The organism is Micromonospora yongxingensis (assembly GCF_052601155.1).
On sequence record NZ_JBQXEO010000003.1, the window covers coordinates 205,617 to 219,192 of the forward strand.

Here is a 13,576-nt window from a genome sequence, read left to right on the forward strand (position 1 = left end):
GTCGGGGGCCGCGCCGCCTCCGGCCCGGCCGGGAGGATCCGCTTCCGACTGTAGCTCCGTCACGACCGAACAAACACGCGCTGACCTGGGGAAACGCTCGGACAGCCGATCAGAACCGATCGGTGGGACGGTACAGGCCCCACGCCTCGCGCAGCGTCCCGCAGACCTCGCCCACCGTGGCCCGGGCCCGCAGCGCCTCCTTCATCGGGTACAGCACGTTCTCCGTGCCGTCGGCGGCGGCCCGCAGCCGCGCGAGGGCACCCGCCACCGCGTCGGCGTCCCGCTCGGCGCGCAGCCGGGCCAGTCGCTCGGCCTGTGCCGCCTCGATCGTCGGGTCGACCCGCAGAGGCTCGTACGGCTCCTCCTCGTCCACCGCGAACCGGTTGAGCCCCACCACCACCCGCTCACCCGAGTCGATCTCCTGGGCGATCCGGTACGCGGACTGCTCGATCTCCCGCTTCTGGAACCCGGCCTCGATCGCGTCGACCGCCGAACCGTGGTCGGCCACCCGCTCCATCAGCTCGACGGCGGCGGCCTCGATCTCGGCGGTCATCGCCTCCACGACGTACGAGCCGGCGAACGGGTCGACGGTGGCGGTCAGGTCCGTCTCGTACGCCAGCACCTGCTGGGTCCGCAGCGCGAGCCGCGCGGCCTTCTCGGTGGGCAGCGCGATCGCCTCGTCGAAGCTGTTGGTGTGCAGCGACTGGGTGCCGCCGAGCACCGCGCCCAACCCCTGCACCGCGACCCGGACCAGGTTCACCTCGGGCTGCTGGGCGGTGAGCTGCACGCCGGCGGTCTGGGTGTGGAAGCGCAGCATCATCGACTTCGGATCCTTGGCGCCGAAGTCGTCACGCATCAGCCGGGCCCAGATCCGCCGGGCGGCGCGGAACTTCGCGACCTCCTCCAGCAGCGTGGTGCGGGCCACGAAGAAGAACGACAGCCGGGGTGCGAAGTCGTCCACGGCGAGCCCCGCCGCCAGCGCCGCCCGGACGTACTCCACGCCGTTGGCGAGGGTGAACGCGATCTCCTGCGCGGGCGTCGCGCCGGCCTCCGCCATGTGGTAGCCGGAGATGGAGATCGTGTTCCACTTCGGCACCTCCTTGCGGCAGTACGCGAACGTGTCGGCCACCAGGCGCAGCGACGGCTTCGGCGGGAAGATGTACGTCCCCCGGGCGATGTACTCCTTGAGGATGTCGTTCTGGATCGTGCCGTTGAGCGCCGAGCCGGGGACGCCGTTCTCCTCGGCGACGAGCTGGTAGAGCAGCAGCAGCACCGACCCGGGCGCGTTGATGGTCATCGAGGTGGAGACCTTGTCCAGCGGGATGTCGGCGAAGAGCAGCCGCATGTCCTCGATGGAGTCGATGGCGACACCCACCTTGCCGACCTCACCGTGCGCGATCGGCTCGTCCGAGTCGTAGCCCATCTGGGTCGGCAGGTCGAACGCGACCGAGAGGCCCATCGTGCCGGCGCGCAACAACTGGTGGTACCGCGCGTTGGACTCGGTGGCGGTGCCGAAGCCGGCGTACTGGCGCATGGTCCACGGGCGCGAGGTGTACATCGTGGGGTAGACACCCCGCGTGTACGGGAACTCGCCCGGGCCGCCCAGGCGGGAGTCCAGGTCCTCCGGAAGGTCGGCCGCCGTGTAGAGGCCCTTGATCGGAAAACCGGACTCGCTTGACCGCCGTTCGCTCATCCCCGGATGGTAGGACGCGTGGGCGCGTCGTCGGGTGAGGGATACCGCACAGTGCGTCTCCACGGGTCGACGGGAGGTGAACGGCTGGGCACGTTCTGTTGACTTAGGTAAACGTCCGCCGCGTCGGCTTTCGCATCGGGCGTCGGAACCAGCAAGATAGGGGGGTTGTGTCCCAGCCCCCCTCGATTTCCCCCGGTGGCTTTTCTGTGACTCAGATCCCGACGTGGAGCGGCGGACCCGTAGGTTCCGCCAACGGACGTGCGGCGCCCGGCACCACCATTGGTGGCCGGTACTCGCTGCGGTCCTCGGTGGGCAACGGCGGCATGGGTACGGTGTGGCGCGCCACAGACACACTGCTGCGTCGGGACGTGGCGGTGAAGGAGGTCGTCCTGCCCCCGGGGCTGGCCCCCAGCGACCGCGACGCCATGTACGAACGCACCCTGCGCGAGGCCCGCGCGGCGGCCGCCATCCAGCACCCCGCCGTGGTGCAGGTGTACGACGTGGTCACCGAGGCCGGCCGGCCGTGGATCGTGATGGAGCTGCTGGACGCCCGCAGCCTCGCCGACATGGTGATCGAGGACGGGCCGGTGGCTCCCCGCGCGGTTGCCAAGATCGGCATCGCGCTGCTCGGCGCGTTGGAGGTCGCCCACGCGATCGGCGTGCTGCACCGCGACGTCAAGCCGGCCAACGTGCTGATCTGCACCGACGGGCGCTGCGTGCTGACCGACTTCGGTGTCGCCCGGATGCCCACCGACGTGCAGCTCACCACCCCCGGCATGGTGCTCGGCTCGCCGCACTTCATCTCGCCCGAGCGGGCCATGGGCCAGGAGTTCGGGCCGCCGAGCGACCTCTTCTCGCTGGGCGTGACGCTCTACACGGCGGTCGAGGGGCGGCCCCCCTTCGACAAGGGCGACCCGATCGAGACCATGCACGCCGTGGTCGAGGATCCGCCCGCGCCACCGCAGCGCAGCGGGCCGCTGACCCGGGTGCTGATGGGCCTGTTGGAGAAGGACCCCGCCCGTCGGCTGGACGTGCACACCTCCCGCTCCATGCTGCGCGAGTTGCTCGCCGGCCCGTTGGGCAGCACCGCCACCGCCGTGCACTCGGTCACCGACCCGTACGCCGTGGTGCCGGTGCAGCAGCGCCCGGTGCCCGTCCTCCCACCGGCCCAGCCGGAGCCGAAGCCGGACAGTCAGATCGGTGGTCCGGCGATGCTGGCCCCGGGTGAGTCCCTGACCGACCGGCTGGCCGCGCTGCGCCGGGGTGAACGCCCCCAGCCGGCTGGCACGGCCGGCACCGGGCTCGACGAGACCAGCGCCGACGCCTTGGCCGGCCCGCTGCACACGCCCACCGGCGCGATGCCCACGCCCGGCCGACCGGCCGCCGGGCGCACGTACGGCGGCAACGCGGACGCCACCCAGCGGGTGGACGCCGGCGCGCACCCGGACGCCACCCAGCGGGTCAGCTACGGCAGCCGGTCCGACGCCACCCAGCAGGTCGGCTTCGGCGGCGCGCCGGAGGCCACCCAGCGCATCGGCGGCACCTACGGCGGCGGCAACCAGTGGTCGGTGCCCGGCACCGGCCAGCCCTGGGCCACGCCGCCTGCCGCGTCCGGCGGTGGCGGCGCCCTCGGCAAGGTCCGCGCCACCGGTGGCCAGCTGGTCAGCACGGTCAAGGGCTGGCCGCGCAAGGTGCAGCTCGCCGCGGCCGGTGGGTTGGCCGTGGTGCTGCTGCTCAGCGTCGTGGCCCTGACCAGCGGCGGCGACGAGCCCCCGCCGAGCACGCCGCAGGCCCAGGCCACCCCGTCCGCCCCGGCCGGCCCCGGGGTGGAGATGCAGGAGCACTCCGCCCGGGGCGTCCAGGTGATGGTGCCCAAGGGCTGGAAGAAGGCCACCGGCGGCAGCTACACCGACTACATCGACCCGGAGGACGAGGGTCGCAAGATCCGGATCCTCACGGAGAAGTGGACCGGTACGCCCACCCGCTGGGCGGAGAGCGCGCAGAACTTCCTCCGCACCAAGAGCACGTCCTGCAAGAAGCCGTACGAGCAGGTCGCCATGAACGAGCGCGAGTCGGCGGGCAGCCCGGGTGTCGAATTCGAGTACACCTGCGGCAACGGCGGCGACATGCGCCACGGGGTGTGGCACGCGGTGGTCAACGACGGCAAGGCGTACTCGTTCTACCTGTCCTCCAGCGACGCCCGGTACGGCGAGAGCAAGCCGATCTTCGACGAGATGGTGCGCACGTTCCAGCTCACCGGCGACGGCTGAGCCGGAGGGAACCGACAGCGGTGATCCGCCGCCGTGCTATCAAGGGGCATGGCGGCGGACACCACTGACATCGACGACATTCGCGAACGAGCCCGGCGCTGGCTCGCCGACGACCCGGACCCGGCCAGCCGGGCCGAGCTGACGGCGGTCCTCGACCGGCTGCCGGCGAGCGCCCCGGAGCTGGCCGACCGGTTCGCCGGGCCGCTGACCTTCGGCACCGCTGGCCTGCGCGGGCCGCTGCGCGCCGGCCCGAACGGCATGAACCTCGCCGTGGTCACGCAGGCCGCCGCCGGCCTGGTCGGCTGGCTCGCCGCCCAGGGCGGCACCGGCCCACTGGTCATCGGGTACGACGCCCGGCACGGCTCCCGGGAGTTCGCCGAGCGGACGGCCCAGGTGGCCACCGGCGCCGGCCGGCCGGCGCTGCTGCTGCCCCGCCCGCTGCCCACGCCCGTGCTGGCGTACGCGGTGCGCCAGCTCGGTGCGGTCGCCGGCGTGATGGTCACCGCCAGCCACAACCCGCCGCAGGACAACGGCTACAAGGTCTACCTGGGTGCGGAGCTGGGCGGGGAGCTGGGTGCCGGAGCGCAGATCGTGCCGCCCGCCGACTCCGGTATCGAGGCCGCCATCCGGGCGGTCGGTCCGCTGACCCGGGTGCCGCTGGGTCCATCCGGCCAGGTGCTCGGTGACGACCTCGTCGCCTCGTACGTCGAGCGGGCCATCGCGGTGATCGCGCCGGACGGACCACGGGACCTGACGGTGGCGTACACGCCGTTGCACGGGGTGGGCGGCGCGGTGCTCACCGCCGTCTTCGCCCGGGCGGGCTTCCCGGTGCCCGGTGTGGTGCCGGACCAGGCCGAGCCGGACCCGGCGTTTCCCACCGTGTCGTTCCCCAACCCGGAGGAGCCGGGGGCGGTGGACCGGCTGATCGCGTTGGCCGACTCCACCGGCGCCGACCTCGCCATCGCCAACGACCCCGACGCGGACCGCTGCGCCGTGGTGGTCCGCGACGGCGTGAGCGGAGGCCGGCAGGGCTGGCGGATGCTGCGTGGCGACGAGGTGGGCGCGCTGCTCGCCGACCACCTGATGCGCCGTGGGGTCACCGGGCTGTACGGCACCACCATCGTCTCGTCGTCACTGCTGCGGGCGATGTGCGCGGCCCGGGGGCTGCCGTACGACGAGACGCTGACGGGCTTCAAGTGGATCGTCCGGGCCGGCGGCGGACGTGCGCCGCTGGTGTACGGCTACGAGGAGGCGCTCGGCTACTGCGTCGCCCCGGAGCATGTGCGGGACAAGGACGGCATCACCGCCGCCCTGACCGTGGCCGAGTTGGCTGCCGGCCTCAAGGCGCAGGGTCGTACGCTGACCGACCGGCTGGACGAGCTGGCCGCCGAGTTCGGCGTGCACCACACCGACCAGCTCTCCGTGCGGGTGGACGACCTGCGGGAGATCGCCCACGCGATGGCCCGGATCCGCGCGGCCACCCCCACCACGTTGCTGGGGCAACCGGTCGACAGCACGCGGGACCTGCTGCCGGAGGCGGACGTGGTGATCCTGCGCACCGCCGCCGCCCGGGTCGTGATCCGCCCGTCCGGGACGGAACCGAAGCTCAAGGCGTACCTCGAGGTGGTCGAGCCGGTGCCCGACGGCGACGTCGCCTCCGCCCGCGCCCGCGCGGAGGCGGCGGTCGCGCAGCTGCGCGCCGAGATCGCCACGGCCCTCGGGGTCTAGGCCGGGCGGGGAAGGGATCAGCGGCGGGGGCCGAGGGCGGCGTCGACGGCCCTGCCCAGGGCGGCGACGACCAGGCCGACCGAGGGGCGGACCACCGAGTCGTCGATGCTCACCTCGCCGGAGAACCCGGCGCCGGTGGCGATCTCCTCCAGCCGGCGGCGGGCGTCGGCGGCGGCCTCGCCGGTCACCCCGAGCGCCGACTCCATTCGCAGCACCACGACCAGGGTGGCCAGCGCGGCGGTCCGCTCGTCCGGGGCAGCGCCGCCGGTCAGCGCCTCGGCGAGTCGCAGCCGGGTCTCCGCCTCGACGGACCGGTCCACGACCGGGTAGCGGTGCACGTGGATGAAGCCCAGCTCGGTCTCGTCGATGTCCCGGACCACGCCCTGCTGGCACAGGTCACCGAGGATCCGGTCACGCAGGCCGTGCCGCAGGCGCTGCACCCACGAGGCCGGGGTGTGCGGGGTGTCGGCGGCGATCCGGCCCAGCACCTCGTCGGTGACCGGCTCGCCGGTGGGCCTCGGGTCGACCACGGTCAGGGATCCGTCGGCGTACGCGATCCGGCCGGCGAGGGCCAGCTCGACCAGGACCGCGGCGGCCATGCCCAGGTCCAGGCTGATCCTCGGCATGGTCGCCTTGCCGGTCGTGTCGTCGTAGGCGAGGAGAAGCAGCTCCTCGGCGAGCGCAACACCAGTCATGGCCGGAAACGGTAGCGGGTTCGCGCACCACCGCGCGCGAACCCGCCGGACCCGGCACCGACCGGGTAAGGACTCAGAAGCGGGGCATGCCGCCGAACTGGCGGTCGCCGGCGTCGCCGAGCCCGGGGACGATGAACATCCGGTCGTTGAGCCCCTCGTCGATCGAGGCGGTGACGAGCCGCAACGGCAGGCCGGAGCGTTCCAGCCGCTCGATGCCGACCGGCGCGGCGAGCACGCAGAGCACGGTGATGTCGGTGCAACCCCGGTCGGCCAGCAGCCGGCAGCAGTGCTCCAGCGAACCGCCGGTGGCCAGCATCGGGTCGAGCACCAGCACCGGCAGGCCGGACAGCTCCCGGGGCAGCGACTCCATGTACGCGCGCGGCTCGTAGGTCGCCTCGTCCCGGGCCAGGCCGACGAAGCCCATCGAGGACTCGGGCAGCAGGCCGAGCGCGGCGTCCGCCATGCCCAGGCCGGCCCGCAGCACCGGCACCAGCAGCGGCGGGTTGGCCAGCCGGGTGCCCTCCGTGCCGGTGACCGGCGTCTGCACCGGGTACCGCTCGACGGGGAAGGAGCGCGCCGCCTCGTACACCAGCATGGTGGTCAGTTCGTGCAGCGCCGCCCGGAACGTCGAGGAATCGGTGCGCGCGTCCCGCATGGCGGTCAGCCGAGACTGGGCCAGCGGGTGGTCAATGACGTGTACGTCCACGATCGCTCAACCTACCGGTCCGTCCGGCGCGGCGTTACGGCTGCGGTCGGACCAGCGACGCCGCTCACGCCGACCCACCCGCCGGCCCACCCGTCGCGCTCGCGTGAGCAAGATCACTCGGCGGTCCGGTGCGTAGACTTCCGGGCATGACGGCGACAACGACGTCGGCCCGGTCGGAGCTCTCCGAGCTGGGACGATCCGAGACCGCTCTGCGGACCTTCCTGCACGGCCTGCCGGGCGTGGACCAGGTCGGCGCGGAGCAGCGGGCGGCACAGCTCGGCACCCGCTCCATCAAGACCACCGCCAAGGCTCAGGCCATCGACCTGGCGATCCGCATGGTCGATCTGACCACCCTGGAGGGGGCGGACACCCCCGGCAAGGTGCGCGCGCTGGCCGCGAAGGCGCTGCGCCCGGACCCGGCCGACCCGTCGTGCCCGCACGTCGGCGCCGTCTGCGTCTACCCGGCCATGGTTCCGCACGTCGCCGAGGTGCTGCGCGGCAGCGGTGTGCACCTGGCCAGCGTGGCGACCGCCTTCCCGTCGGGCCAGGCGCCGCTGGAGATCAAGCTCGCCGACACCCGGGCCGCCGTCGCGGCCGGCGCCGACGAGATCGACATGGTCATCAACCGGGGTGCGTTCCTGGCCGGGCGGTACAAGGAGGTCTACGACGAGATCGTGGCCACCAAGGAAGCCGCCGGGGACGCCCACCTCAAGGTGATCCTGGAGACCGGCGAGCTGGCCACCTACGACAACGTCCGTCGGGCCTCCTGGCTGGCCATGCTGGCCGGCGGCGACTTCATCAAGACCTCCACCGGCAAGGTCCCGGTCGCCGCGACGCCGCCGGTGACCCTGGTGATGCTGGAGGCGGTCCGCGACTTCCGGGCCGCCACCGGGCGGCAGGTCGGCGTGAAGCCGGCCGGCGGCATCAAGAACACCAAGGACGCGATCAAGTACCTGGTGATGGTCAACGAGACCGTCGGCACGGACTGGCTCGACCCGGACTGGTTCCGCTTCGGCGCGTCCAGCCTGCTCAACGACCTGCTGATGCAGCGCACCAAGCTGACGACCGGCACCTACTCCGGTCCCGACTACTTCACCCTGGACTGATAGCCGATGTTCGAATACGCACCCGCCCCCGAGTCCCGCTCGGTGGTGGACCTCAAAGCCTCGTACGGGCTGTTCATCGACGGTGAGTTCGTCGACCCCGCCGACGGCGGCAGCTTCAAGTCGATCAACCCCGCCTCCGAGGAGGTGCTGGCCGAGGTGTCCGAGGCCGGCACGCAGGACGTGGAGCGCGCGGTACGCGCCGCCCGGAAGGCGTACGAGAAGGTCTGGGGCCCGATGCCGGGCCGGGACCGGGCCAAGTACCTGTTCCGGATCGCCCGGCTCATCCAGGAGCGCTCCCGCGAGCTGGCCGTGCTGGAGTCGCTGGACAACGGCAAGCCGATCAAGGAGTCGCGCGACGTCGACCTGCCGCTGGTCGCCGCGCACTTCTTCTACTACGCCGGCTGGGCCGACAAGCTGGAGCACGCCGGCTTCGGCGCGAACCCCCGGCCGATCGGCGTCGCCGCGCAGGTCATCCCGTGGAACTTCCCGCTGCTCATGCTGGCCTGGAAGATCGCCCCGGCGCTCGCGGCCGGCAACACGGTGGTGCTGAAGCCCGCGGAGACCACCCCACTGACCGCGCTGCTCTTCGCCGAGATCTGCCAGCAGGCCGAGCTGCCGGCCGGCGTCGTCAACATCATCACCGGCGCCGGCGACACCGGCCGGACGCTGGTCGAGCACCCCGGCGTGGACAAGGTCGCCTTCACCGGTTCCACCGACGTCGGCCGGGCCATCGCCCGGTCGGTCGCCGGCACCCGCAAGAAGCTCACCCTGGAGCTGGGCGGCAAGGCCGCCAACATCGTCTTCGACGACGCGCCGATCGACCAGGCCGTCGAGGGCATCGTCAACGGCATCTTCTTCAACCAGGGGCACGTCTGTTGCGCCGGCTCCCGGCTGCTCGTCCAGGAGAACGTCGCCGACCGGGTGCTGGAGTCGCTGAAGCGGCGGATGGCCCAGCTGCGCGTGGGCGACCCGCTGGACAAGAACACCGACATCGGTGCGATCAACTCGGCCGCCCAGCTGGAGCGGATCCGCGAGCTGTCCGACGCCGGCTCCGCCGAGGGCGCCGAGCGCTGGTCCCCTCCGTGCGAGCTGCCTGACCGGGGCTTCTGGTTCGCGCCGACCATCTTCACCGGCGTCACCCAGGCGCACCGGATCGCCCGCGAGGAGATCTTCGGCCCGGTGCTGTCGGTGCTCACGTTCCGCACCCCGGCCGAGGCCGTCGAGAAGGCCAACAACACGCCGTACGGGCTGTCGGCCGGCATCTGGACCGACAAGGGTTCCCGGATCCTCTGGATGGCCGACCGGCTCCGCGCCGGCGTCGTCTGGGCCAACACGTTCAACAAGTTCGACCCCACCTCGCCGTTCGGCGGGTACAAGGAGTCGGGCTACGGTCGCGAGGGCGGCCGGCACGGGCTGGAGGGCTACCTCAATGTCTGAGCGGGTCGCGGTACGCAAGACGTACAAGCTCTTCATCGGCGGGAAGTTCCCGCGCAGCGAGTCGGGACGGTCGTATCTCGTGCAGTCCTCGAATGTGTCACTGGCCTCCCGCAAGGACGCCCGGGACGCGGTGGTCGCCGCCCGCGCCGCCGTGAAGGGCTGGGCCGGCGCGACCGCGTACAACCGGGGTCAGATCCTCTACCGGGCCGCCGAGATGCTGGAGGGCCGCCGCGAGCAGTTCGTCGCCCTGGGCATCCCCGGCGACGAGGTGGACGCCGCGGTCGACCGCTGGGTCTGGTACGCCGGCTGGGCCGACAAGCTGGCCCAGGTGTACGGCGGCGCCAACCCGGTCGCCGGCCCGTACTTCAACATCTCCGCGCCCGAGCCGACCGGCGTGGTCGCGGTGGTCGCCCCGGAGCGTCCGGCGCTGCTCGGTCTGGTCAGCGTGATCGCCCCGGCGATCGTCACCGGCAACACGGTGGTGGTGGCGGCATCCCCGAGCGAGCCGCTGGCGGCGGTGACGCTGGCCGAGGTGCTGGCCACCTCCGACCTGCCCGGCGGAGTGGTCAACATCCTCACCGGCAGGATCACCGAGACCGCGCCGACGCTGGCCGCGCACATGGACGTCAACGCGATCGACCTGACCGGGGTCACCGACGCCGACCTGGCGGCCGACCTGGAGGTCAAGGCGGCGGAGAACCTCAAGCGGGTGCTCCGGCCGGCGCCGGCCGACCACGACTGGTCCGCCGACCCGGGCGTGACCCGGATGACCACCCTGCTGGAGACGAAGACGGTCTGGCATCCCAAGGGGGTGTGATGCTGTCCCCGGCCCTGGGGTTTTCCGGGGAGCCCCGCCCGCTCCGGGCGGTCAGGCTTGATCCCTACGCGGGCGGGGCTCCCCGGAAAACCTGACGTGGTCCGTGCCCGCGCGGGTGTTCGATCTTGCTGGCCGGTGCCCCTCGTGGGGTCACCGGCCAGCGGTGTGTCGCGGCTCCGTGCAGCTTCGCCTGAAGTTGCTGCCTCCGGGGCGACTGAGGCAGCAACTTCACCGTTCTTGTGCAGATCTTGGCCGCTTCGGTGGGGGTCTACTACCGGGGGTAGGATTGGGGGGTGACTCGGTTGGGCGATCTTGAGCGTGCGGTGATGGACGTGCTGTGGGACGTGGTCCCCGGCACGTCGGACGGAGTGACCGTGCGCGAGGTGGCCGACGCGCTCGACGGCCGCGAGCTGGCGTACACCACGGTGATGACCGTGCTGGACCGGCTCGCCGGCAAGGGCATGGTGCAGCGGGAGCGGGAAGGCAGGGCCTGGCGGTACCGGCCCGCGGCCAGCCGCGAGGCGCACATCGCCCAGCTCATGCTCGACGCCCTCGACCTGGGCGGCAGTCGGGACGCCGCACTGGTGCGCTTCGCGCGCTCGGTGACCGGCACGGAGGCCGAGGTGCTGCGTGCGGCGCTGGGGAGCGAGGCCGGGCTGACCGGCGCGGACTCCACCAGCGGCCGAGCTGGCGCCGAGCTGACCGACCGGGTGGACGGGCCGGCGGGCCGGCGGGCGGCCGACGAGGCAGCGGAGCGGTAGGGCACGCGCCGTGGCCTACGCCGTGCACTTCGCCGCCACCATGCTGGCCTGCTATCTGACCGCTCAGGTGCTGGCCCGGTCCACCTGGACGTGGCGCAGCCCCCGGGTGGCGATCATCTGCTGGCAGGCGGTCGGGCTGGCGGTCGGCCTCTCCGCGATGGGCCTGCCGATGGCGCTCGGGGTGACCGCGTACGACCTCCCGACCGGGAGCGCGCTGCTCGCCCTGACCACCGACCTCGCCCACGGCACCCTGCCGGTCGGGGTGACCGCCTTCCACCTGGCCGGCGTGGGTGTGGGCTTCGGCATCGGAGCGGTGCTGGTCACCACGACCGTGCGCAGCATCCACGGCACCGTACGCGCCCAGCGCCGCCACCGGGACCTGCTCACGCTGGTCGCCCGGGACGACCCGGCCGCCCCCGGAGCGCTGGTGCTGGACCATCCGAGCGCCGCGGCGTACTGCCTGCCGGGGGTGAAGCCGCAGGTGGTGGTCAGCGCGGGCACGCTGAGCCTGCTGGATCGTGCCGAACTGGCCGCGGTGCTCACCCACGAGCGCGCTCATGCCAACGAGCGCCACGACCTGGTGCTGCTGCCCTTCACCGCGCTCTGCCGCGCGTTGCCGTGGTTCCGCTGGGTCCGCGACGCCCACGAGCGGGTCGCCCTGCTGGTCGAAATGCGCGCCGACGACAAGGCGCGCGAGCTGCACGCCGAGGCGCCGCTGGCGGGCGCGCTGCGCCGGTTCGCCGCCGCCGGTCACCGGATCACCCCGGCGGGCGCGCTGGGCATGGGCGACCGCGACCTGGACGTACGCGTGCAGCGGCTGCTGGTCAGCGACCAGCCGCCCCGGGTGCTCGGTGCCACGGCCCTCGCGATCGCCACGATGCTGGTCGCCCTCCCGATCAGCCTCTTCCTGAGCTGACCCACCCGCACCCCCCACGCCGCGCACCGCCCGGCCCGCGTGCGCCTTTCTCCATGATCGAGCGCGATCCTCGAACCCATAACTACTACAACTTGTCGTAGGATTATCTACGACAGGGTGTAGTAGCCGACATGTAGCCAAGCTACGTGTAGGGTTGCTACGACAAGGGAGCCAACGCTTACGGAGACCCGGTCATGGACACGCTGCTCCTCGCCCGTCTGCAGTTCGCCACCACCACCTCGATCCACTTCCTGTTCGTGGTCGTCACACTCGGGCTGGTCACCCTGCTGGTCGGGATGCAGACCGCCTGGGTCATCACGGGCAACCCGGCATGGGAGCGGCTCACCCGGTACTGGGGCCAGCTCTACGTGATCAATTACGTGCTCGGCATCGCCACCGGCATCGTGATGGAGTTCCAGTTCGGCCTGAACTGGAGCGGCCTGTCGCGCTACGTCGGCAACGTCTTCGGAGCCCCGCTCGCCATCGAGACGCTGGTGGCGTTCTTCCTGGAGTCCACGTTCCTCGGGATGTGGATCTTCGGCTGGCACCGGCTCCGCAAGGGCGTCCACCTCGCGCTGCTCTGGGGAGTGGCCCTCACCGCGTACGCCTCGGCGTTCTGGATCATGGTGGCCAACTCCTGGTTGCAGAACCCGGTCGGGTACGAGCTGCGCGACGGGATGGCCCACCTCACCGACTTCGGCGCGCTGTTGACCAACCCCAGCCTCGGCATGGCGTTCGGGCACGTGGTCTCGGCCGCGCTGCTGGTCGGCGGGATGTTGATGGCGGCCGTCAGCGCCTGGCACCTGATCCGGCGTACCCCCGACTTCGTGCTCTTCCGCACTTCGCTGCGGATCGGGCTGGTCACCGCGGCGCTGGCGATCACCCTGGTGCAGGGCTTCGGCTTCGCCCAGTTCGGCCCGGTCGGCGCGGTGCAGCCGACGAAGTTCGGCCAGGGCCCGGAGGCCCAGGCCATGGTCGCCGAGTGGACGGCCCGGTTCGGCCCGGGCGACTACACGCCACCGGTGCTCGCCAGCGTCGGGCTGGGCTTCATGATCCTGATCGGCCTCACCCTCGGCTGCGTCTGGCTGCTGCTCCCGCTGCTCTTCCGGGACTGGATCATCCGGCTGCGTTTCCCGCTCTGGCTGATCCTGCTCGCCCTGCCGCTGCCGTTCGTCGCGGTGATCCTGGGCTGGATCTCCCGGGAGGTGGGCCGCCAGCCCTGGGTGGCGTACGGGCTGCTCCCCACCGAGCAGGCCGTCTCCCCCGTCGGCGCACCGGTGATGCTCGCCTCGCTGATCGGCTTCAGCCTGCTGCTGGGCACCCTCGCCGTCACCAACTGGGTCCTACTGGCGCGGCACGCGGCGCGCGGCGCGGTCGACCCGGCGCTCGGCCGCCCGCCGGCGCCGCCGAACGAGCCGGCCCACCCCGAACCCGCCCTCGCCTGAGG

11 protein-coding genes are annotated in these 13,576 nt (G+C 72.3%); 8 read left to right on the top strand and 3 right to left on the bottom strand.

All coding sequences use genetic code 11. The annotated features are described in order from the left end of the window. Window positions 1-109: 109 nt before the first annotated feature. Window positions 110-1,693, bottom strand: a complete 1,584-nt coding sequence (locus ACTWLT_RS06510) for an acyl-CoA mutase large subunit family protein (protein ID WP_445317532.1) — start codon at window positions 1,691-1,693, stop codon at window positions 110-112. Window positions 1,694-1,899: 206 nt separating this feature from the next. On the opposite strand from ACTWLT_RS06510, the gene ACTWLT_RS06515 reads away from it, so the two are divergent. Both ACTWLT_RS06515 and ACTWLT_RS06520 read left to right on the top strand, forming a co-directional pair. Beyond that, a complete protein-coding gene (locus ACTWLT_RS06515) occupies window positions 1,900-3,963 on the top strand; it encodes a serine/threonine-protein kinase (RefSeq protein WP_445317533.1) in 2,064 nt (687 codons plus the stop codon). Between the two features lie 48 nt (window positions 3,964-4,011). Beyond that, window positions 4,012-5,691 (top strand): phospho-sugar mutase, encoded by a 1,680-nt coding sequence (locus ACTWLT_RS06520; RefSeq protein ID WP_445317534.1) that lies wholly within the window; start codon window positions 4,012-4,014, stop codon window positions 5,689-5,691. 17 nt (window positions 5,692-5,708) lie between these two features. Here the strand turns inward: ACTWLT_RS06520 and ACTWLT_RS06525 are convergent, their stop codons facing one another. Then, entirely contained in the window at window positions 5,709-6,386 is a 678-nt protein-coding gene (locus ACTWLT_RS06525; protein WP_252415840.1) for a GOLPH3/VPS74 family protein, read from the bottom strand. Window positions 6,387-6,459: 73 nt separating this feature from the next. Then, complete coding sequence (upp, locus tag ACTWLT_RS06530) at window positions 6,460-7,092, bottom strand: uracil phosphoribosyltransferase (protein WP_252415841.1); 633 nt, start codon at window positions 7,090-7,092, stop codon at window positions 6,460-6,462. Window positions 7,093-7,238: 146 nt separating this feature from the next. Between upp and deoC the strand changes: the two genes are divergently transcribed. From deoC to ACTWLT_RS06560, 6 genes are all read left to right on the top strand, one after another. Further along, window positions 7,239-8,198 carry a deoxyribose-phosphate aldolase gene (deoC, locus tag ACTWLT_RS06535; protein ID WP_252415842.1) on the top strand — a complete coding sequence of 320 codons (960 nt, stop codon included), beginning with the start codon at window positions 7,239-7,241 and terminating at the stop codon, window positions 8,196-8,198. 6 nt (window positions 8,199-8,204) lie between these two features. Then, window positions 8,205-9,635, top strand: coding sequence for an aldehyde dehydrogenase family protein (locus ACTWLT_RS06540; RefSeq protein WP_252415843.1), 1,431 nt, complete (start codon window positions 8,205-8,207; stop codon window positions 9,633-9,635). Next, on the top strand, window positions 9,628-10,452 hold the full coding sequence (locus ACTWLT_RS06545) for an aldehyde dehydrogenase family protein (protein ID WP_445317535.1): 825 nt from the start codon (window positions 9,628-9,630) through the stop codon (window positions 10,450-10,452). Before ACTWLT_RS06540 ends, ACTWLT_RS06545 begins: the two co-directional genes overlap by 8 nt. Window positions 10,453-10,745: 293 nt before the next feature. Then, window positions 10,746-11,213 carry a BlaI/MecI/CopY family transcriptional regulator gene (locus tag ACTWLT_RS06550; RefSeq protein ID WP_445317536.1) on the top strand — a complete coding sequence of 156 codons (468 nt, stop codon included), beginning with the start codon at window positions 10,746-10,748 and terminating at the stop codon, window positions 11,211-11,213. Window positions 11,214-11,223: 10 nt separating this feature from the next. After that, entirely contained in the window at window positions 11,224-12,129 is a 906-nt protein-coding gene (locus ACTWLT_RS06555) for a M56 family metallopeptidase (RefSeq protein WP_445317537.1), read from the top strand. Between the two features lie 194 nt (window positions 12,130-12,323). Beyond that, a complete protein-coding gene (locus tag ACTWLT_RS06560) occupies window positions 12,324-13,574 on the top strand; it encodes a cytochrome ubiquinol oxidase subunit I (protein ID WP_445317538.1) in 1,251 nt (416 codons plus the stop codon). The last annotated feature ends 2 nt before the right edge of the window (window positions 13,575-13,576 follow it).

Coding starts and splice junctions, on each gene's coding strand:
- ACTWLT_RS06510 (WP_445317532.1), bottom strand. CDS start 1,693: ATGAGCGAACGGCGGTCAAGCGAGTCCGGTTTTCCGATCAAGGGCCTC.
- ACTWLT_RS06520 (WP_445317534.1), top strand. CDS start 4,012: ATGGCGGCGGACACCACTGACATCGACGACATTCGCGAACGAGCCCGG.
- ACTWLT_RS06525 (WP_252415840.1), bottom strand. CDS start 6,386: ATGACTGGTGTTGCGCTCGCCGAGGAGCTGCTTCTCCTCGCCTACGAC.
- deoC (WP_252415842.1), top strand. CDS start 7,239: ATGACGGCGACAACGACGTCGGCCCGGTCGGAGCTCTCCGAGCTGGGA.
- ACTWLT_RS06540 (WP_252415843.1), top strand. CDS start 8,205: ATGTTCGAATACGCACCCGCCCCCGAGTCCCGCTCGGTGGTGGACCTC.
- ACTWLT_RS06545 (WP_445317535.1), top strand. CDS start 9,628: ATGTCTGAGCGGGTCGCGGTACGCAAGACGTACAAGCTCTTCATCGGC.
- ACTWLT_RS06560 (WP_445317538.1), top strand. CDS start 12,324: ATGGACACGCTGCTCCTCGCCCGTCTGCAGTTCGCCACCACCACCTCG.